Source organism: Polaribacter sp. L3A8 (assembly GCF_009796785.1).
Lineage (GTDB): Bacteria > Bacteroidota > Bacteroidia > Flavobacteriales > Flavobacteriaceae > Polaribacter.
Genome location: NZ_CP047026.1, coordinates 1,245,416 through 1,265,618, shown reverse-complemented (window position 1 = coordinate 1,265,618; position 20,203 = coordinate 1,245,416). Strand labels below are relative to the sequence as shown.

General features: G+C 32.0%; 17 protein-coding genes and 1 pseudogene. 3 read left to right on the top strand and 15 right to left on the bottom strand.

The window, feature by feature from the left end; translation table 11 throughout:
* Nucleotides 1-183: 183 nt before the first annotated feature.
* Nucleotides 184-948: a TIGR02757 family protein gene (locus GQR92_RS04980; RefSeq protein ID WP_158838078.1), complete on the bottom strand. Its 765-nt coding sequence runs from the start codon at nucleotides 946-948 to the stop codon at nucleotides 184-186.
* Nucleotides 949-954: 6 nt separating this feature from the next.
* Nucleotides 955-1,623, bottom strand: coding sequence for an ABC transporter ATP-binding protein (locus tag GQR92_RS04975; RefSeq protein ID WP_158838077.1), 669 nt, complete (start codon nucleotides 1,621-1,623; stop codon nucleotides 955-957).
* 487 nt (nucleotides 1,624-2,110) lie between these two features.
* Here GQR92_RS04975 and sucC point away from each other — a divergent pair, with 487 nt between their 5' ends.
* Entirely contained in the window at nucleotides 2,111-3,313 is a 1,203-nt protein-coding gene (sucC, locus tag GQR92_RS04970; RefSeq protein ID WP_158838076.1) for an ADP-forming succinate--CoA ligase subunit beta, read from the top strand.
* 92 nt (nucleotides 3,314-3,405) lie between these two features.
* Here sucC and GQR92_RS04965 read toward each other — a convergent pair whose 3' ends face one another.
* Nucleotides 3,406-4,299, bottom strand: coding sequence for an IS1595 family transposase (locus GQR92_RS04965; protein ID WP_158838075.1), 894 nt, complete (start codon nucleotides 4,297-4,299; stop codon nucleotides 3,406-3,408).
* 71 nt (nucleotides 4,300-4,370) lie between these two features.
* Here GQR92_RS04965 and GQR92_RS04960 point away from each other — a divergent pair, with 71 nt between their 5' ends.
* Nucleotides 4,371-4,937 (top strand): hypothetical protein, encoded by a 567-nt coding sequence (locus GQR92_RS04960; RefSeq protein ID WP_158838074.1) that lies wholly within the window; start codon nucleotides 4,371-4,373, stop codon nucleotides 4,935-4,937.
* A gap of 168 nt (nucleotides 4,938-5,105) precedes the next feature.
* A pseudogene (locus GQR92_RS04955) lies at nucleotides 5,106-6,303 on the top strand (IS256 family transposase).
* Nucleotides 6,304-6,384: 81 nt separating this feature from the next.
* Here the strand turns inward: GQR92_RS04955 and GQR92_RS04950 are convergent.
* From GQR92_RS04950 to GQR92_RS04895, 12 genes are all read right to left on the bottom strand, one after another.
* Nucleotides 6,385-8,334: a heavy metal translocating P-type ATPase gene (locus tag GQR92_RS04950; RefSeq protein ID WP_158838073.1), complete on the bottom strand. Its 1,950-nt coding sequence runs from the start codon at nucleotides 8,332-8,334 to the stop codon at nucleotides 6,385-6,387.
* Between the two features lie 3 nt (nucleotides 8,335-8,337).
* Nucleotides 8,338-8,706 (bottom strand): DUF3703 domain-containing protein, encoded by a 369-nt coding sequence (locus GQR92_RS04945; RefSeq protein WP_158838072.1) that lies wholly within the window; start codon nucleotides 8,704-8,706, stop codon nucleotides 8,338-8,340.
* A gap of 65 nt (nucleotides 8,707-8,771) precedes the next feature.
* A complete protein-coding gene (locus tag GQR92_RS04940; RefSeq protein WP_158838071.1) occupies nucleotides 8,772-9,188 on the bottom strand; it encodes a Fur family transcriptional regulator in 417 nt (138 codons plus the stop codon).
* 2 nt (nucleotides 9,189-9,190) lie between these two features.
* Entirely contained in the window at nucleotides 9,191-10,390 is a 1,200-nt protein-coding gene (locus GQR92_RS04935; RefSeq protein ID WP_158838070.1) for an efflux RND transporter periplasmic adaptor subunit, read from the bottom strand.
* A 4-nt stretch (nucleotides 10,391-10,394) separates the two neighbouring features.
* Complete coding sequence (locus tag GQR92_RS04930) at nucleotides 10,395-14,729, bottom strand: CusA/CzcA family heavy metal efflux RND transporter (RefSeq protein ID WP_158838069.1); 4,335 nt, start codon at nucleotides 14,727-14,729, stop codon at nucleotides 10,395-10,397.
* A gap of 114 nt (nucleotides 14,730-14,843) precedes the next feature.
* Nucleotides 14,844-15,152: a DUF6660 family protein gene (locus GQR92_RS04925; protein ID WP_158838068.1), complete on the bottom strand. Its 309-nt coding sequence runs from the start codon at nucleotides 15,150-15,152 to the stop codon at nucleotides 14,844-14,846.
* Between the two features lie 185 nt (nucleotides 15,153-15,337).
* Nucleotides 15,338-15,655 (bottom strand): type II toxin-antitoxin system RelE/ParE family toxin, encoded by a 318-nt coding sequence (locus GQR92_RS04920; protein ID WP_158838067.1) that lies wholly within the window; start codon nucleotides 15,653-15,655, stop codon nucleotides 15,338-15,340.
* On the bottom strand, nucleotides 15,646-15,888 hold the full coding sequence (locus tag GQR92_RS04915; RefSeq protein WP_158838066.1) for a hypothetical protein: 243 nt from the start codon (nucleotides 15,886-15,888) through the stop codon (nucleotides 15,646-15,648). Before GQR92_RS04915 ends, GQR92_RS04920 begins: the two co-directional genes overlap by 10 nt.
* A 450-nt stretch (nucleotides 15,889-16,338) precedes the next feature.
* The gene (locus GQR92_RS04910; RefSeq protein WP_158838065.1) at nucleotides 16,339-17,802 is read right to left on the bottom strand and encodes a potassium/proton antiporter; all 1,464 of its coding nucleotides are present in this window, start codon (nucleotides 17,800-17,802) and stop codon (nucleotides 16,339-16,341) included.
* 64 nt (nucleotides 17,803-17,866) lie between these two features.
* Entirely contained in the window at nucleotides 17,867-18,907 is a 1,041-nt protein-coding gene (gene arsB, locus GQR92_RS04905) for an ACR3 family arsenite efflux transporter (protein ID WP_158838064.1), read from the bottom strand.
* A 2-nt stretch (nucleotides 18,908-18,909) separates the two neighbouring features.
* Entirely contained in the window at nucleotides 18,910-19,542 is a 633-nt protein-coding gene (locus GQR92_RS04900) for an arsenate-mycothiol transferase ArsC (protein ID WP_158838063.1), read from the bottom strand.
* A gap of 162 nt (nucleotides 19,543-19,704) precedes the next feature.
* Nucleotides 19,705-20,172, bottom strand: a complete 468-nt coding sequence (locus GQR92_RS04895; protein WP_158838062.1) for a DUF6428 family protein — start codon at nucleotides 20,170-20,172, stop codon at nucleotides 19,705-19,707.
* Nucleotides 20,173-20,203 lie beyond the last annotated feature (31 nt).

The following is a 20,203-nucleotide window of genomic DNA, read 5'->3' as shown; positions in this document are numbered from 1 at the left end:
GTGATTTAAAAATAGTTTGTTTTATAAATTTGTCTTTGAAAGGTGTAAGATAATCTTTTGAAATTAAAGTGTTGTTTAGCTATTTAAAGTGTGAATAAGAACATCTGTAGAAAGTTTTAAAGTACATTTTAAAAGGGGTTAATTTGTTGCAGTTTCCTTTTTTTTTTGTAGGTGATATTGGGGTTAAAATTTCTCAAAAACACCTAATCCAAACAAAGCGAAATCATATTTTACAGGATCGTTTTTGTCTAGTTTTCTTAAATTTTTATCCAATTCAGAAAGTGCTTTCCAGTCATTTTGTTTTCTTAAAAGCAGTTTTAATTTACGTGCAACATTGCCAGAATGTACATCTAAAGGACAAGATAAATTTGCAGGTTTATGTGTTTTCCAAAGTCCGAAATCAACTCCTTTATGGTCGTCTCTAACCATCCATCGTAAGAACATATTTATCCTTTTTGCAGCCGAATTTTTTAGCGGATCAGAAATGTGTTTTTGTGTTCTTTGTTGATGATCAACTTCAAAAAAAACGTCTTTTAAATGATGAATTGCGTTCTTATAATCGGTCTCTTTTTCATTTACTAATAAGACATTTTCTAATCCTTTATGGTTGGTGTAAATGTGTTTTAAAGACGTAACAAATTGTTGTAGGTCGATTGCATTAAAAGTTCTGTGTACAAAACCGTCAAGAGATGATAAATCGCTTTCTTTATGATTCATTACAAAATCAAAAGGAGCATTATCAAAAAGATCCATCATCTTAGTTGCGTTTCTAATAATCATGGTTCTGTTACCCCAAGAAATGGTTGCAGCTAAAAAAGCGGCAATTTCAATATCTTCTTTTTTAGAAAATAAATGTGGTATTTGTATCGGGTCAGACTCAATAAACTTTGGGTTGTTATACAGAATTACTTTTTCATCTAAAAACTCTTTTAGTTCTTTTTGAGTCATAAAAAATTAGTTTTTTTCTACTATTTTACCATCAATCATAGTTAGTTTTCTATCCGCCATATTGGCTAATTCTTCGTTATGTGTAATAATAACAAAGGTTTGTCCAAATTCATCACGTAGTTTAAAAAATAGCTCATGTAAATTCTTTGCAGATTCACTATCTAAATTACCACTAGGTTCATCAGCTAAAATAACTGAAGGCTTGTTAATTAAGGCTCTAGCAACGGCTACTCTTTGTTGTTCTCCTCCAGAAAGTTCGTTTGGTTTATGGCTTATTCTATGAGATAAACCTAAGAAATTAAGAATTTCATTCGCTCTTTTTTCCGTTTCCTGTTTTGGCTTTTTAGCAATAAATGCAGGTATACAAACGTTTTCTAAAGCGGTAAATTCTGGTAGTAATTGATGAAATTGAAAAATAAAACCAATATGTTTGTTTCTAAACGAAGACAGTTCTTTGTCTGCTAAGTTTTTAAGAGAAACATTGTTTAATTTTAATTCGAAATTTTCATTCTTTTTAGGTTTGTCTAAAGTACCTAAAATTTGAAGTAAGGTTGTTTTTCCTGCTCCAGATGGACCAACAATAGCAACAATTTCTCCTTTTTTTATGTGTAAATCTACTCCTTTTAAAACTTCTACATCCCCATAATATTTGTGAATGTTTTTACCTATTATCATACTTAAAAACTTTGTAACGAATGTATAAAAAAGACTTGTATTTTGATCAAAAAAAAACGGATATCCTTATAAATGAAGAATATCCGTTTTCTAACTAACACCTATTCTGCTTTTTTACCTTTTTAATTCTAAAATCTCAGTTCGAGTGATTCTGAGGTACGAAAAATGATATCGAGAACAATTTCGTAATTTAAAATTGGATTCTAGATACCAATTTCAGTAATATGATTCACTGTAATTGACAAAGTTTTATCAAAAACTACAATAGGTTAACAAGCAATAAGTATAATTAAAAATATTTTAAGTTTGTTCTAATCTATTAAATAGACAAGTTTAGAGCACTTGTATCTTTGATATTTATTGAATAAATTGTTGAAATTTTCTTAATGAAAAATTGATATATTTATTTAAGATTTTTTTTAATTGAAAAGATGCACCTTTTTATATATGAATTTGTATTTTTGAAACCGTTAATAAAATTTTACAAATGAACTTACACGAATATCAAGGAAAAGAAATTTTGAGCAGTTTTGGCGTTAGAATTCAACGTGGAATTGTTGCAAGCAACCATAAAGAGGCTGTAGATGCAGCAAAACAATTAACTGCAGAAACTGGTACCGGTTGGCATGTTATTAAAGCACAAGTTCATGCAGGTGGACGTGGAAAAGGTGGAGGAGTTAAGTTGGCAAAAAACTTAGCTGAAGTAGAAAGTATTGCCAATGATATTATTGGTATGATGTTGGTAACACCGCAAACTTCTGCAGAAGGTAAAAAAGTAAATCAAGTTTTAATTTGTGAGGATGTATATTATCCTGGAGATTCTGAGCCAGATGAATATTATATGTCTGTATTGTTAAACAGAGCTACTGGTAAAAATATGATTATGTATTCTACAGAAGGTGGAATGGATATTGAAACAGTTGCAGAAGAAACTCCGCACTTAATTTTTACAGAAGAAATAGATCCTTTATTAGGTATCATGCCTTTTCAAGCACGTAAAGTTGCTTTTAATTTAGGTTTATCTGGTGTTGCTTTTAAAGAAATGACAAAATTTGTTACTAATTTATACAAAGCATACATTGGTTCTGATTCTTCTATGTTTGAAATTAATCCTGTTTTAAAAACATCTGATTCTAAAATAATGGCTGTAGACGCTAAAGTTTCTTTAGATGAAAATGCATTATACAGACACAGAGATTATGCCGCAATGCGCGATTTACGTGAAGAAAACCCAATTGAAGTAGAAGCTAAAGCTGCAGGTTTAAACTATGTAGATTTAGATGGAAATGTTGGTTGTATGGTAAACGGAGCTGGTTTAGCAATGGGAACTATGGATTTAATTAAAGAATCTGGAGGAGAGCCTGCTAACTTTTTAGACGTTGGTGGTACTGCAGACGCTGCTAGAGTTGAAACAGCTTTCGGAATTATCTTAAAAGACCCGAATGTAAAAGCAATTTTAGTAAATATTTTTGGAGGTATTGTACGTTGTGACAGAGTTGCACAAGGTGTTGTAGATGCTTACAAAAGTATGGGAGACAAAATTAATGTGCCAATTATTTGTAGATTACAAGGTACAAATGCTAAAGAAGCAAAAGAATTAATTGATAATTCTGGAATGGAAATTATTTCTGCTACAGAATTTCAAGAAGCTGCTGATAAAGTGCAAGCGGTTTTAGAAGCTGCTAAATAAGTAGTTTTATCACAAAAAAAACGCCTCATGAAAATGAGGCGTTTTTTTTGTGATAAAATGTATCTTTAAATAATTATTATAGAGGTCAGTAGTTAGTTACATATAATTTTGTGATGTTCTACTTTCTCCTTTTCAACCATTTTAGTTATTAAGTTATTGAATATTGTTGCTTTACTTTGTGATCGATTAATTCTAAAACAAAATTCATTAAAATATCTATTTAGATTAAAGTCACTAACCCAAGAATACGTTGTTCTTATCCAAGATTTCACTTGATGAATCATTGTATGAAGTGCTTTAAAATTCATACCACCATTACTTTCTATTTGAGTAATATTATAAACTTTAGCAATAGGCCTGTAACCTCTCCATTTGTCGGTTATCACTTTAGCTTTTCGACTGATATGATTCACAAAAATATATTGCAAAGAACTAGCTGAAAAATCTTCGATTCTCATGGCATACATTCTTTTAACTTTTCCATCTTGAGTTAGTTCAACAGCAGTTATAGCTTTCTTTTTCTTAGCATTATAACTTCTTCCTACTTTGTCTTTTTCTCGTCCACCCAAAACAAATTCATCTACATGAACAATACCAGTCATAGGACTATTTCCACTACTTTCCATTGCTTCTCTAATTTTGAGCATAAATAAACGGGCTGTCTTTTCTGTTACGCTAAAACGAACTGCAACATAACTAGCAGAAAGGCTTTTAGTACTTGTACTCATTTCAAAAACAATAAAAAAAGCTTTTCTAACACCAAACTTTACCTTGTGAAAAAGTGTGTTTGAGGTAGATGATTCTTGATGAGAACAAATATTACATGTACGTGAAAAATCTTTTCTTATTTGAGCCTTGTTATGACCACATTTAACACATTGAAATCCATCTTTCCATTTAATATCTGCCAAGTATTTCTTGCAATCTTCATCCGTTTTAAACCGATCAGCAAACTCTAGAAGATTTTGTCCTTTAAATATATTCATAATAATACTCTATTTATTGACTTTAAAGATATGAATTTAAATACTGACCTCTGAATTATTATTTAAAAATCATGAAAAAGATATTAGGTATGCTGTTATTGTTTTCAATGCCATTAATAGCGCAAGAGGTACCAAATTCAGTAGTATTTTGGAATTCTTTAAAAGAACATTGTGGTAAGTCTTACCAAGGAACAATTGTTGAAGGAGGTAAAGAAGGAGATGGATTTACTGGAGAGAAATTGGTTATGCATGTTCGTTCTTGTGAAGATGATACCATTAGAATTCCTTTTTTTGTTGGTGAAGACAAATCTAGAACATGGGTTTTTACAATGGGTAAAGATAATTTGATTCAGTTAAAACACGATCATAGGCACAAAGATGGATCAGAATATAAGATTACACAATATGGAGGTATGAGCTCGAATGTTGGGTTGTTTAATCTTCAAGTTTTTCCTGCGGATAAACAAACAACAAATTTAATTCCTGCTGCTGCGACTAATGTTTGGTGGGTAACATTAGATACTACAAGTTTCACCTACAATTTAAGAAGAATAGGTTCTGGTAGATATTTTTCTGTAAAGTTTGATGTAACTAAAGAAATAGAAACTCCAACTGCTCCTTGGGGAAGTGAAGAGTAGTCTTGCTTAAAGAGTAAATAAGTTAAAAAGCCTCACTTAAGTTGAAATCATTTCAGTTTAAGTGAGGCTTTATCTGGCACTGTCTCATAAAGTGTGTAAGTTTTAAAAACTCAGGATTGTTCAAATCCTGAGTTTTTTATTTTTATTAACTTTAAATTTTATATACTTATGAGACCAGAAGATTTATTAAACGATGATTTTTTAAAACAATTTAACAACGGATCAGAGCTAACCAGCTTCATCGAACAACTTCACAAACGAGGAGTTGAAAAGATTTTAGAAGGCGAACTCGATGCTCATTTAGATTATGATAAACATCAAAAAAGTAAAGCAAATAACTTACGAAATGGCTACACTAAAAAGAAGCTAAAAACTACTTTAGGGTAGACAGAAATACAAGTGCCAAGAGATCGTAATAGTTCTTTTAATCCAATGATTATAAAGAAAAGACAAAGTACTGCGGATGGTGTCGAAAATGTTATTATCTCATTGTATGCCAAAGGGATGAGCAATATTGATATCGAAGAACAAATCCGAGAACTCTATAATTTTTAATGTATCTACTTCCACAATTTCAAGAATAACTGACGCTATCACCACTGATGTTATCGCTTGGAAAAATAGACCATTAGAGACTACTTATTTAATTGTTTGGATGGATGGAATTGTTTTTAAAGTACGAGAAAACTCTAAAGTAATTAACAAAACCATTTACATTGCTGTTGGGCTTAGAACAGATGGCAAAAAAGAAGTTTTAGGTTTGTGGTTGGGTAAAAATGAATCTTCTGCTTTCTGGATGAGTGTTTTAACTGATATAAAAGCCAGAGGAACTCAAGATATACTGATTACTGCAACCGATAATTTAAACGGTTTTACAGACACTATAAAAACCATTTTCCCGAATTCAACTACTCAAATTTGTGTAGTTCATCAAATTAGAAACTCTTGTCGCTATGTTGTTTGGAAAGATAAAAAAGCCTTTACAAAAGATATGAAACAAATCTATACAGCTCCAACAAAAGAAGCTGCAAGAGCTGCCTTAAAAGACTTTAAAACCAAATGGGAATCTAAATATTCTTACGCCATTAGAAGTTGGGAGAATAACTGGGATGAACTTACCGTATTCTTTGATTTTCCAGTGGAAATTAGAACTATTATTTATACCACAAATTTAATAGAAAATCTAAACGGAAAAATTAGAAAATACACCAAAAATAAACTCTCTTTTCCAACTGATGATGCAGTGATGAAATCTGTATATTTAGCAGTAAGAGAAAGCACTAAAAAATGGAAAATGCCAATTAGAAATTGGGGAATTATTCTAAACCAATTTTTAGCTATATTTGAAAACAGGATTAAACTATAAATAAGTTAACCCTGATTTTTTGAACTTACACAGTTTTTAGGATAGTGTCCTTTATCTTGTTTTTATAAGTAATTACGATGCTTAATCGTACTGCATTTTTTGTAACCTAACAGCATTTAAAATAGCTAATAAAGCTACGCCTACATCAGCAAAAACAGCTCCCCACATGGTTGCTAATCCCAAAGTTCCTAAAATCATTACAACTAATTTTACACCAAAAGCGAGTGCTATATTTTGCCATATAATTTTACGAGTAGCACGACTTATTTTTATCGCTTTTACAATTTTAGAGGGTTGATCTGTCTGTATAATAACATCTGCAGTTTCAATAGCCACATCACTACCTAAACCGCCCATTGCAATACCAACATCACTTGCAGCTAAAACAGGTGCATCATTAATTCCATCACCTATAAAAGCAATTTTATTTGCAGTATTTTGCTTTAAAAGTTCTACTTCATGTAATTTGTCTTCTGGTAATAATCCGCCTTTGGCGATTTTAATACCTAATTCTGATGCTATTTTTTGAGTAATAGAATCTTTATCACCAGAAAGCATTATAATGTTTTCAATACCGATTTTATGTAGGTTGATAATGGTTTGTTTTGCATCGTCTTTTAATTCATCTGCAATAACAACATAGCCAGCAAATATTTTATCAATGGAAACTAAAACAATCGATTCTACAATGGTTTCAACTTCTTGAGGAACTTCAATTTTATTAGCCATCATTAAAGCTTTGTTACCAACTAAAACAGTTTTTCCATTCACGATTCCTTTTAAACCTTTTCCTGCAATTTCAGTGACTTCAGTTGCTTTAAAATGTGTAGCACCTGCTTTATATTCTAAAATAGCTTTGGCAATTGGGTGTGTAGATTGTTCTTCTATGGCAAAGAGGTATTTCATAAATTCCTTTTCTTCCCAACCAATCGTTTTAATGTTTTTAATTTTAAAAACACCTTTCGTCACGGTTCCTGTTTTGTCTAGAACCAACGTATTTATTTTGGTCATGGTGTCTAAAAAAGAAGCACCTTTAAATAAGATTCCGTTTTTAGAAGCTGCTCCTAATCCGCCAAAATAACCTAACGGAATAGAAATCACCAAAGCACAAGGACAAGAAATTACCAAGAATATTAAGGCTTTATATAACCAATCTGCAAACACATAATTATCAACAAAAAAGTAGGGTAATAAGGTTACTGCTATTGCAAGATACACCACAATTGGCGTATAAATTCGTGCAAATTTTCTGATAAATAACTCCGTTTTAGATTTTCGAGCTGTCGCATTTTCTACCAAATCTAAGATTCTAGCAATAGAACTATCTTTAAATTCTTTGGTTACTTCAACTTCAATTACGTTTTCTAAATTAATACTTCCAGCAAATACAGTATCGCCTTTTACAATAGTATTTGGTTTGCTTTCTCCGGTTAATGCGGCAGTATTTAATGATGCTTTTGCTGAAATTAAAATTCCATCTAACGGGATTTTTTCTCCTACTCGAACCTGAATTTTCTCTCCAATACCAACCTCTTCAGGAGTTACGCTTTCGATGTTGCCATTTCTAAAAACATTGGCTTCTTTAGGACGAACATCTAACAATGCTTTGATGTTTCCTTTTGCGCTATTAACTGCAGCACTTTGAAACAATTCACCAACAGCATAAAATAACATTACCGCAACACCTTCCGGATATTCGCCAATAACAAAAGCGCCAACAGTAGCAATAGACATTAAGAAAAACTCAGTAAAAATGGCACCTTTTTTAATGCTTTGAGAACCTTCTTTAATTACAGGTAGCCCAACAGGTAGATAAGCAATTCCGTACCAAATAATACGTAGCCAATCTTTAAAAAAAGAAATATCAAAAAAATCGAAGGCAATACCAATCATCAGCATTGTAAAACTTACAATTGCCGGAATGTAGGCTTTAAATCCACCCGACTCTCCATCGTGATTATGGCCATCATCATGATGATGCTCTTTTTTAAAACTTGATTTTATATCTCTTAAATTTAGCTTCTTTTTCATAAGTTACTTTTTATCGGACTTCAATATTATTTTAAGGTCTTCTGGTAGTTCCATTACTTTTAGCGGATGTACATTTGCTCCACCTGTGTTACCTTTAGGAATGTGATTGATAAAAGATTTCCATCCACCTCCTAATAATCGAATAATCTGACCCAAAACCTCTTTTACGTTTTTCTGACGAAACCCAAAATTCAACATTAACCAATGAGAATACGTGTGTTCAAAAGGATAAGACTGTCCAATAATATGTAACCTTTCTAAATGATTCCAAGCCAATTCTAGACTTTGGTCATTCATGGCCTTTTTATACAATAGATACTCAATTTCATAAACTGATTTTAAGTATTTGGTTATTTTAAAATTAAAAGTCATAACATTATGTATTTATGATTATAGACTTCAAATTTACCTTAAAACTGAATGCAACGGAAGTGCATTTATTGTCCGCTACATTTGTCGCAAATACCTTTTACAACTAGGTTGATATTTTCCGAAATAAAACCATCGGGCACTTTTATTTGTGGAATTTTAAGATCTGTTAAGCAAACGGTTTCATTACAGTGGTTACAATGAAAATGTAAGTGCAAATCAGTGCCAATTTCACAAGTACACCCTTGTTCACAAAGGGCATATTTTATAGTACCAGTTCCATCATCAATTTGATGCACAATTGCTTTTTCTTCAAACGTTTTAATTGTTCTGTATAAAGTGGTTCTATCTGCTTTTTCGAAAGCATTTTCAATATCTGTTAAGGTAACAGCAACTTGTTTTTTAGTAAGAAATTTGTAAATAAGCAAGCGCATTGCAGTAACACGTATATTGTTTAATTCTAAAAATTGTTCTATGGTTTGCATGGTTAATGTGAGTGTTCTGCATCTCCTTTTTTCATTTCTGCTATAAGGTAATACGCATTGTTATAAGCAAATTTTGTGGTTGGGTCTATTTCTGTTAGAAATGTTACGGCAATCCATTTTCCATCTTTTTCACCAGGAATAACTTCTACCGGTTTAAAGCTCCAAGCATCATTTTCTTTTTCTGTTGTAAAGATATAAAAACGATCACCTTCTTTTATAATTGCACTTTCTGGAAATGCAGTTGTTTGTATATTGTCAACCTGAATTCTTCCTTTAATATACATTCCTGGAATTAAATTACCAGCTTTGTTTTCTATCTCTGCATGAACGTGAACTGCCTTTGGGTTTTCTTCAAAAGTTTTACTTACCGAATAAATTTCTGCCGTTAATTCTTGATTCGGAATCGACTGAACATCAAACGTTATTTTTTGACCTTTTTTTACTTTGTACACATCTTTTTCAAAAACCATTAAATCTGCATGCACGTGATGCGTGTCTACAATTTCGAACAATGCTGTTTGTGGATCGACATATTGTCCCATTTTTACGTTCACGTTTTGTACAAAACCTTCAATAGGAGTTCGCAATGCAATTCGTTGAAAAATGGTTCCATTTTTTACCAACGAGGTATTAATATTCAATAATTTTAATTGCGCTCCCAATCCGTTTACGAATGCTTTTGAAGCTTCGTATACCGCTGCTGCTTTTTGAAAATTAGCTCCAGAACCAACGCCAGCTTTGTATAATTTTTGTTGACGTTCAAATCCTTTTTGCAAGAAATTACGATTACTGTAAGCATTTAAATATTCAGTTTGCATGCTTATGATATTCGGGTGTGATAAGTAAGCCACCACCTGACCTTTCTTTACCTTATCTCCTTCAATCACTTCTATAGAAACCACATTAGCACCAACAACCGAAGTAATTGCTGCTTCGTTTTGTGGCGGAACTTCTAAGGTTCCGTTCGCTTCCACATAACCACTCATTTGTCTTTTGGTGATAGTGGCTACTTCCATTTTTAAAGCTTCGTACTGTTGTGTAGAAAGCATTGCTTCTTCAATTTTTTTAGCTTGCTCCTCTTGTTTTACGGCTGTTTTAACTTCTTTATAGTGAGCATGTCCATCGCCTTCTTTATGTCTGCATGATGTTAAAAAAGTAGCGAATACGACTATTGTTATGATGTTATATATGGTATTTTTCATTTTCTTAATTTTTAAAATATTGTAATTCGAAAGTACTTTCTAGATAATTGATAAATGAGTCTTGTGCTTCTAATTCCGATTGAATTGCCTCTTTTATAAGTTGCGTAAAAGTGGTATAATCAATTTCTCCTTCTTTGTAAGCAAATAATGCGCCTGTTTTTTGTACTGATGTTAGCGGTAAAACTTCCTCTTTGTAAAACAACCACGAAGTTTTCCATTTTAGATAGTTTTCTTTTGCTTGAAACAATTTAGACTGTACTTCTTTTTTCTGAAATTCTACATTAGCTTCTGCAATCTCTTTATCTATTTTGGCTGTTTTAATTTGTGCTTTGGTATTTCCTGATAAAAAAGGAATGGTAACACCTGCTTGATAGGTATAAAAACCAGAACTGTTACCTACTTTTTGCAAACCACCTTGAAGGTTGAATTTTGGTAAACTTTCTGCTTTTGCAACTTTATAATTAGCTTCTGCTTCTGCAACTTGCAATTTAGATAAGCCATATAAAGGATGAGATGCAGTATTAAATGTATTGATATCTATGGTATTGAGATCTTCGAATTTATTTGGAACCGTAAAGAAATCATCAGAAACAAACCATAAATTAAATTGTTGCAAGGCTATAACATACGCACTATACGCTTGTGTTTTTTTATTCTGAATTTGTAAACGTTGGTTTTTAGCGGCTAAATATTCTAATTTAGAAATAGCCTCTACTTCATAATTTAAAGCGACAGATTTTTCAAAATTATCATAAATAGAATCCAATTCTTTGTATAGACTATAATTCCTTTTGGTTTTAAAAACGTTAGACCAAGCTTTTTTAACTTCTAATTCTAAATCTAGTTCAGAAAGCTGAAATGCTTTTTCTGCCAATTGAATCCGTTGTTTTTGTAACTTTAATTTTGATGAAATTCCAAATACATCAATATTAGATTGTCCTAAACCGATAGTTGTATACACACCAGAACCACTCTTTATTTCTTCTCCACTTGTGTAAATCTGAGTGGTGCCAAAATCATAAGCAGTACTTTTTAAAAGTTGTTGTTTCTCTATTTCTAACTGACGTTGTTTTAAACTCGGGTAGTTTTCTTTTGATAACATAACCGCATCCTGAATAGAAATAACAGGTAATTTATCTGCAGGTTCTTGTGCATTACCAACAATTGGCAATTGGAACATAAAAATTAAAATAGCCGGAGTTATAATGAGTTTTTTTTTCATCTTAAAATTAAAAGTTTTATTTTCTACCCAATGATATAAAATAGGTAAAACAAATAAAGTTAATAGGGTAGCGGTCAATAAACCACCAATAACAACGGTTGCTAAAGGTCTTTGCACTTCTGCGCCTGCAGATGCTGAAATTGCCATTGGTAAAAAACCTAAAACATCTGTAAAAGCGGTTAACATAATTGGTCTGATTCGTCTTTTTGTGCCTTCAATAATTCGGTCTTTTAAATTGGTAACGCCTTCTTCTTTTAGTTCATTTAGGCCGCTAATCATTACCAGTCCGTTTAAAACGGCAACCCCAAAGAGTACAATAAAACCAACACCTGCAGAAATACTAAACGGCATGTCTCTAAACCATAAAGCAAAAACACCACCAATCGTTGCCATTGGTATTGCGAAGTAAATCATTAACGTTTGTGGTAGTGATTTTAACGCAAAATAAATCAATACAAAAATAAGTAAGAGCGCAAGCGGAACAACAGTTTGCAAACGATTACTGGCACGTTCTAAATTCTCAAAAGCACCGCCATAGCGGATAAAATAACCTGCGGGCAATGTTAACTTTGCGTCTAGTTTTACTTTGATTTCTTCTACCAAAGATTTTACATCCCTACCTCTAACATTAATACCAACATAGGTTCTTCTATTGGTGTTGTCTCTACTAATTTGCATCGGACCCGATTTATAACTCACATCGGCAACTTCACGCAAAGGAATTTGCACTCCAGAAGGCAAGTTGATAAACAAGTTTTGCACGTCTGAAATATCTTTTCTGTTTTCAGTATTTAATCTTACTACTAAATCGAAGCGTTTTTCACCTTCAAAAATAATACCTGCAGTTCCTCCTGCAAAAGCAGATTGTACAATTTGGTTTAACATGTTTATTTGCAATCCGTATTGTGCTAATTTATTTCTGTTATAGGTAATAGTTATTTGTGGCAATCCGGTTGTTGCCTCTGCTTTCATATCTCCAATGCCTTCTGTACCCGCAATAATTTTAGATATTTCTGCTGCTTTTTGAGAAAGAATATCGAGGTCTTCACCATAAATTTTTATAGCAATATCTTCTCTAACACCTTCTAGTAATTCGTTAAAACGCATTTCCATAGGTTGTGTAAATTCGTAATTTACACCAGGAATCATTTCAACAGCTTCTTTCATTTTATCAATTAACTCATCTTTAGAGGTTGCGGTTGTCCATTCTTCTTTAGGTTTTAGAATTACAAAAACATCTGCAATATCCATTGGCATTGGATCAGTTGGAATTTCGGCAACACCAATACGACTTACAATTTTTTTAACCTCTGGGAATTCTGCTTTTACAATTTGCTCAATTTTAGTGGTGGTTTCAATGGTTTCTGATAAAGAACTTCCGGGTTTTAAAATAGCATGAAAAGCTATATCACCTTCATCTAGTTGCGGTATAAATTCGCCACCCATTTTAGAAAACATAAAAACTGTAATTCCGAATAAAACCACTGATGCTCCAATAATCAATTTTCCTTTTTTTAAGGCTTTTTCTAATAAAGGTTGATAAGTGCGTTCTGCCCAATGCACAAACCGGTCTCCATACGATTTTTCATCAGATTTTGGCGCTCTTAAAATTAAGGCAGACATCATTGGTACATAGGTTAAACATAATAACATGGCACCAATCATGGCAAAAATAAAAGTCAATGCCATTGGTTTAAACATTTTGCCTTCAATACCTTCTAGGGCTAGAATTGGTAGAAAAACAATTAGAATAATCAACTGACCAAAAAAGGCAGTATTCATCATTTTTTTAGAAGATTTAGATGCAATTTTATCACGTTCTTTTGATGATAAACTTTTCTTTTTTAATACTTGTGATGTAATTAAGAAAACAGTGCTTTCTACAATAATTACGGCACCATCAACAATAATTCCGAAATCGATGGCTCCCAAACTCATAAGGTTTGCCCAAACGCCAAAAGCGTTCATTAATATAAATGCAAACAACAAAGACAACGGAATTGTAGAGGCTACAATTAAACCACCTCGCCAATTACCTAATAAGAAAATCAACACAAAAATAACAATTAATGCGCCTTCCACAAGGTTGCTAGAAACGGTAGAGATAGTTTCATTTATTAATTTACTTCTATCTAACAAAGGTTCTATAACAACGCCTTCTGGTAACGACTTTTCTATTTCAGCCATTCTTAACTTTACGTTTTCTATAACTTCGTTCGAGTTTGCGCCTTTAAGCATCATTACCAAACCGCCAACAACTTCGCCTTCTCCATCTTGGGTTAGTGCACCATAACGAATGGCAGCACCATATTGAACGGTTGCAATATCGCCAATGGTAATTGGAATGTTATTGGTGTTTTTAATAACAATCTGTCTAATATCATCTAAACTTCTTGCCAATCCTTCTCCACGAATAAAATTTGCTTGATGATTTTTTTCGATATAAGCGCCTCCTGTATTTTGATTATTCGCTTCCAATGCTTCAAAAACATCGGTAATGGTTAAACCAATTGCATTTAACTCGTTCGGGTCTACGGCAACTTCATATTGTTTTATTTTTCCGCCAATGGCGTTTACTTCTACAACACCTTTTACCATGGCCATTTGACGTTGTACAATCCAATCTTGCATGGTTCTTAACTCGGTAAGAGAGTATTTGTCTTTAAATTCTGGTTGTACTTTTAATGTATATTGATAAATTTCTCCTAAACCAGAAGAGATGGGGCCCATAGATGGTTCTCCAAATCCTTCGGGAATTTGAGCTTTAATGTCGTTTAGTTTTTCTGCTACTAATTGACGAGGTAAATACGTGCCCATATCGTCATCAAAAACAACGGTAACAACAGACAAGCCAAAGCGAGAAATAGAACGAATTTCTTGTACATTTGGTAAGTTACTCATGGCAACTTCAACCGGATAGGTTATTATTTGTTCAATATCTTCGGTACCTAAATTAGGTGCTTGGGTAATTACTTGTACTTGGTTGTTGGTAATATCTGGCACAGCGTCAATGGGTATTTTGGTCATGCTCCAAATACCAGCTGCAATAATGGTAAGTGTGAGCAAACCAACAATAAATTTGTTATTGATTGAAAAATCAATGATTTTATTAATCATAAAAAAAGGTTTAATTCAGTGAGGTTTCTCGATATAATCCAGTTAGAATCATTCGAAATTAAATGAGTGTGTAGTACTCAAGTTTGGATATAAGTATCCTCTTAAAAAACTGAATTATCCTATTGGAGGTTGTAAAATTGAAGCAGTAAAGTCTTTTTCCGAGCCATTTCGATAGAAAAAATCTTGTGTAGAAATGTTAGAAGATTTAATGTTAAAGATAGCTACTTCTAGATCAGAAGCGTTTACATGACAACATTGACAAATGCAAAAAGGAGAACATAAGTCTAAGTCTTGATGCTGATGGTCGTCATTAATTTGTGAAACTTCAGTTTTAACCATATCATTAGGCACCACAAAATCTGCACAAGGTGTTAAGTTGAGTGCAAAAATATAGAAAGCTAGTATGAAGGTTAAAATTTTCATTGGCACAAATATAAGTCTTTATTGTTGCAATGGTATTGCAAAAGAGACTATTGCTTTTTATATATTGATTTAGGTTTTGTAGTAAACTGTTTCTAAGTTGTTGTTTGTAGGGAATAGAAGTTTATAGAAAAGTAACTAATTTTGATTGTGAAGAAATTTTATATAAAAGGTGTTGGCAACTGGTTTTATTTTGTTCGTTTTAATTTTGGTGGATTTTGTCTCGTGTCAAAAACGTCATTAATTTCAATTCGATTTTCACTGTTATTTATCCAATAAATTATTTTGTAATTTTTATAAACTAAATATCTAAATTCTTGTTTTCGTTGTTTAAGAAATTCTTCAACTTGTCCAATTCTTGGTTGTTGTTTTAGTTTTAGAGTTTCTTCGTAAATTCCATAAATAATTTCTTTGGCAACAGTAACGTTTGCTTTTTCCTTATAATATTTAAAAATACTTTCTAATTCCTTTTCGCTAAATTCAGTCCAAAAAACAGTTAATTCCATTTATTGATTTTAGCTTTCAGGTCACTTGAGCTTATTAGTTTTCCATTTTTAGAGTCTTCCATAGACTTGTCAATTCTATTCTTGAATTCCTCAATAGTCATTGGTTCAAATTCATTTGTATTTGATGGGGAATCTTCTTTTCTTAATAAAGTTTCAAGTCGAGAAATTAACTCCTCACTTTGTATTTTAAGAAAATCTTGTATGAACTCTATTTTACGTGTTTGAATATCCATATCATTAAGCATTTTATCAAAGATACAAAAATTATCATTTTTATATTCAATATTTTATAATTAGCGGATTTTTATTACTCGTTGGCAACGTTATTTTTAATGGAAAAGTTACGTTTAAAGTGCACGCCTATTTTCCGCAAGAAATAGGTATTTTCAGATAAACAACTTTTTTTTGATAAAGCACTAGTTAGTAATTTTTATTATGCGGTGTTTACAATTGTAATTATTAAATTATAGAATTTTTTTCAAATCTTGTTTCCCAATTATTGCCATAATTTCTACACTATTTTCATTTATTTTGTAATAAATATTATCAGAACCACAAACACAGCGTCTATATCCAGTTTTTATGTAATCGACAGATTCAAAAGAAAAAGTTTAATTTTAGTTCTGTAGTTGTCAACATGTTTTAAGTCTATTTATTTACTAATTTTATCAATCTTAAACTCACTATTTTCTATTAAGAACTTCGTAAACATCTTTTAGACTTTCTTCATTATCTAATAAAACCACAAGTGTATCGTTCGCTTGTATAACAGTTGTACCTCCAGGACGCACAAATTTTCCGTTTCTTTTTATCATACTGATAAATGCCGATTTTGGAAAATGTAAATCGATAATACGTTTATCAACGGCATCACTATCTGCAAGAATATCTATTTCTTTCATCGCAGATTTTGGTAGATTTAAAATATATCGCTCGTTTTCTGCAATCGGTTTGGTTTCTTCTGGCAAGGCAACATTTAGCCATTTAGAAAAAAGAGACAATGTAGTACCTTGAATTAAAATAGAGGTTACCGATATAAAAAACACAATATTAAAAATGATATTGGCTTTGTCTATTCCCGCTAAAAGCGGATATGTAGCAAACACAATTGGTACAGCACCACGCAAGCCAACCCAAGAAATATACAGTCGTCTACGAAGTTTCATTTTAAAGAACATTAAACTGATAAAAACGCCTATTGGTCTCGCAACTAGAATTAAAAATACAGAAATTAAGATTCCAACACCCATATATGGGGTTATTTCTGATGGAAAAACAAGTAAACCTAGTGTAAGGAATAAAACAATTTGCATAAGCCAAGCCATACCATCAAACATTTTTAAAATAGTTGTTTTATGGATGAGATCTTGATTTCCTAAATAGACAGCACAAATATAAATGGCTAAAAACCCGTTTCCACCAACAGCATCTGTGGCAGAAAAAGTAATAAACATAAGTGCAATTACTAAAACAGGATACAAACCTTCAAAATCTAGTTTAATTTTATTGATGATAACCTTACTTAATTTACCAAAACCAAAACCAGCAATTCCGCCAAAGATCATTTGTTGTAAAAACATGGGTATTATAGAAGCAATACTTAAATCTTGATTGATTACTAAAGTTAAAAAAGCCAATGTTAATACATAAGCCATTGGGTCATTACTACCACTTTCTAGCTCTAATGTTTGTCTTAAATTATTTTTTAATGCTAAGTTTTTAGATCGTAGAATAGAAAATACGGCGGCTGCGTCTGTAGAAGATACAATAGAACCTAATAGCAAACTTTCATAAATTGTGAAATCTGTTACATACCAAACAAAAGTACCTAAGGAAAGTGCTGTGAGTAAAACACCTACGGTGGATAAAACAAGCCCTTCTTTAAGGATTGGTTTTATGGCTTTAAAATTGGTGTCTAAACCACCAGAAAACAAAATAAAGTTAAGCGAAACAATACCTATAAATTGTGCCATTTTAGGATCGTCGAAACGGATACCTCCAATACCTTCAGAACCAGCCATCATTCCGATAGCTAAAAAAAGTATTAAAGTTGGTACTCCAAATTTATAGGAGGTTTTACCAACAATAATACTTATAAAAAGGAGTATAGATCCTACTAATAGTATGTTTTCAATGGTTAAATTCATTTGTGCAATTTCTTAAGATGGTTTACACAAATTTAACTCATTATATAGTAAAATGTTTATAAAATTAGGCTTTATTGTAATATTTTTTCTTCAACCCAAAAGAAACACGTACTAATAAAATTAAAGCAGGTACTTCTACTAAAGGACCTATTACACCTGCAAAAGCCTGTCCGGAGTTTAAACCGAAAACAGCAATGGCAACTGCTATTGCTAATTCAAAATTATTACCTGCAGCTGTAAATGCCACGGCTGCAGTTTTATCATATTCTGCCCCTGATGCTTTGGTAAAGAAAAATCCAATAATAAACATCAATGTAAAGTAAATTAATAAAGGAACAGCGATGATTAATACATCCATAGGTATTTCTACAATTAATTCTCCTTTTAAAGAAAACATCACTACAATGGTGAATAACAATGCAATTAAGGTTAATGGAGAAATTGTAGGGATAAATTTATTTGTGTACCATTCTTCTCCTTTTAATTTCACTAAAATTAATCTACTTAAAATACCTAATAGAAACGGGACACCTAAGTAAATAGCAACACTCTCTGCAATAGTAGCTACGGAAATATCTACAATTGCACCTTCAAACCCAAAATAGGGAGGAAGTACAGTTATAAAAAGCCATGCATAAAAACTATATGCAAAAACTTGAAATATACTGTTTAAAGCCACTAGTCCAGCTCCGTATTCAGCGCTTCCTTCTGCTAAATCATTCCACACCAAAACCATTGCAATACAACGAGCCAAACCAATTAAAATAAGTCCGACCATGTATTCTGGATAGTCACGTAAAAATGTAATTGCCAAAATAAACATTAAAACAGGACCAATAATCCAGTTTAAAATTAGTGAAATGGATAAGATTTTTGTGTTTTTAAAAACCTTAGGTAATAGTGCGTAGTTGACTTTCGCCAAAGGCGGATACATCATTAATATTAAGCCAATTGCAATAGGAATATTTGTAGTTCCGCTGCTAAAGGAATTTATAATGTTTGGAAAAGTAGGAATAAAATACCCTAAACTTACTCCAATTGCCATGGCAACAAATATCCATAAGGTTAGGTAACTGTCTAGAAAACTTAATTTTTTTGAAGCCATTTTTATAAATTTACTTGAGAGAAAACATAAAATAATTCTGTTGCAATTTGCAGACTTCTTTCTTGGTATTTTTCAGCTTGTTGAGGTGTATTGTCAAATGCCTTTGGATCATCAAAAGTAATCGGAATGCGTTTTTCTGCACCTGCAATAAACGGACAACCGCCATCTGCTTGCGAGCAAGTCATAATTGCTGCAAACTTAGATTTTGGATTAAAATCATCATCTAATTTTTTAGAAAACCCAATAATCGGATGTTCATTCTCTCCGTATTTTATACTATAAACAGGGTTTTTACCATCTGCAATTGTTTTAATTTGAAAACCAGCCTTTTTCAACGTTTCTGCAGCCATCGGGAAAAGAGCAGTAGCTTCTGTTCCTCCTGAATAACAAAATACATTTTTAACGTTAAAATAGCTAGCCATTGCTTGTGCCCAAACTTGTGATAAATGGCTTCTTCTAGAATTGTGCGTACAAATAAAGTTGATTCTAATTTCTTGTTGATTAGAAACTTTGGTTTGAATATAATCTGCCAAAGGTTGTAAAACGGTTTTACGTTCTTCTGTTATGGCTGCAAAGTTTAAACCTTTAATTACGTTTTCTATTTCAGAAAATAGTGTTGTTTGTGTTGTGATCATTTTTTTAAAAGTTGATTATTTGTATTTCTTTTATTTACGCTGTGTGAATCCGTAAAATCTGTGAGTTAATTTTGGAATATTTTAAAATTATTACTCGCTGATTACACAGTTGTTCACATTTTTTTTACGGGTATATTAAATACTGAATCTATAGGTTTTATTTTAACAACATCCGCCTCCAGGTGTACAAGTGTTTCCTGTAGCTAATTCTGAAAATTGTAATTTTGGTTTTTCTTCTGGAATTCCACATTGGTCTTTGGCTAAACAATCGGTTTGTTTAGAGGTTAGTAAGAAGTTTGTTCCATCAAAATCAAGTCCGAATTTACCAATGGTTTCTGCTTGGTATTCTACTTCAATTTCTAAATCTTCAATATTTAAAACCTTTTCAGAAAGCTCTATAATATTTAATAATTTTTCTGGATGCAATCTGTGATCATAATCATCTGCATTCCAAAGTTGAAAGTTTACCACTTCCTCATTTCTTACGGTTCCGCCACAATCAATAAAATGTTTGGTGATTTTACCAACCTCTGTAACATGAAAATGGCTTGCTACTAATTCTCCGTTTGGTAATTGAAAACCAATTGTTTTTAAGGCTTTTAGAGCTACTTTTACTTCTGATAATTTCATAATAATATATTTGTTTATTGCAATTTTACGA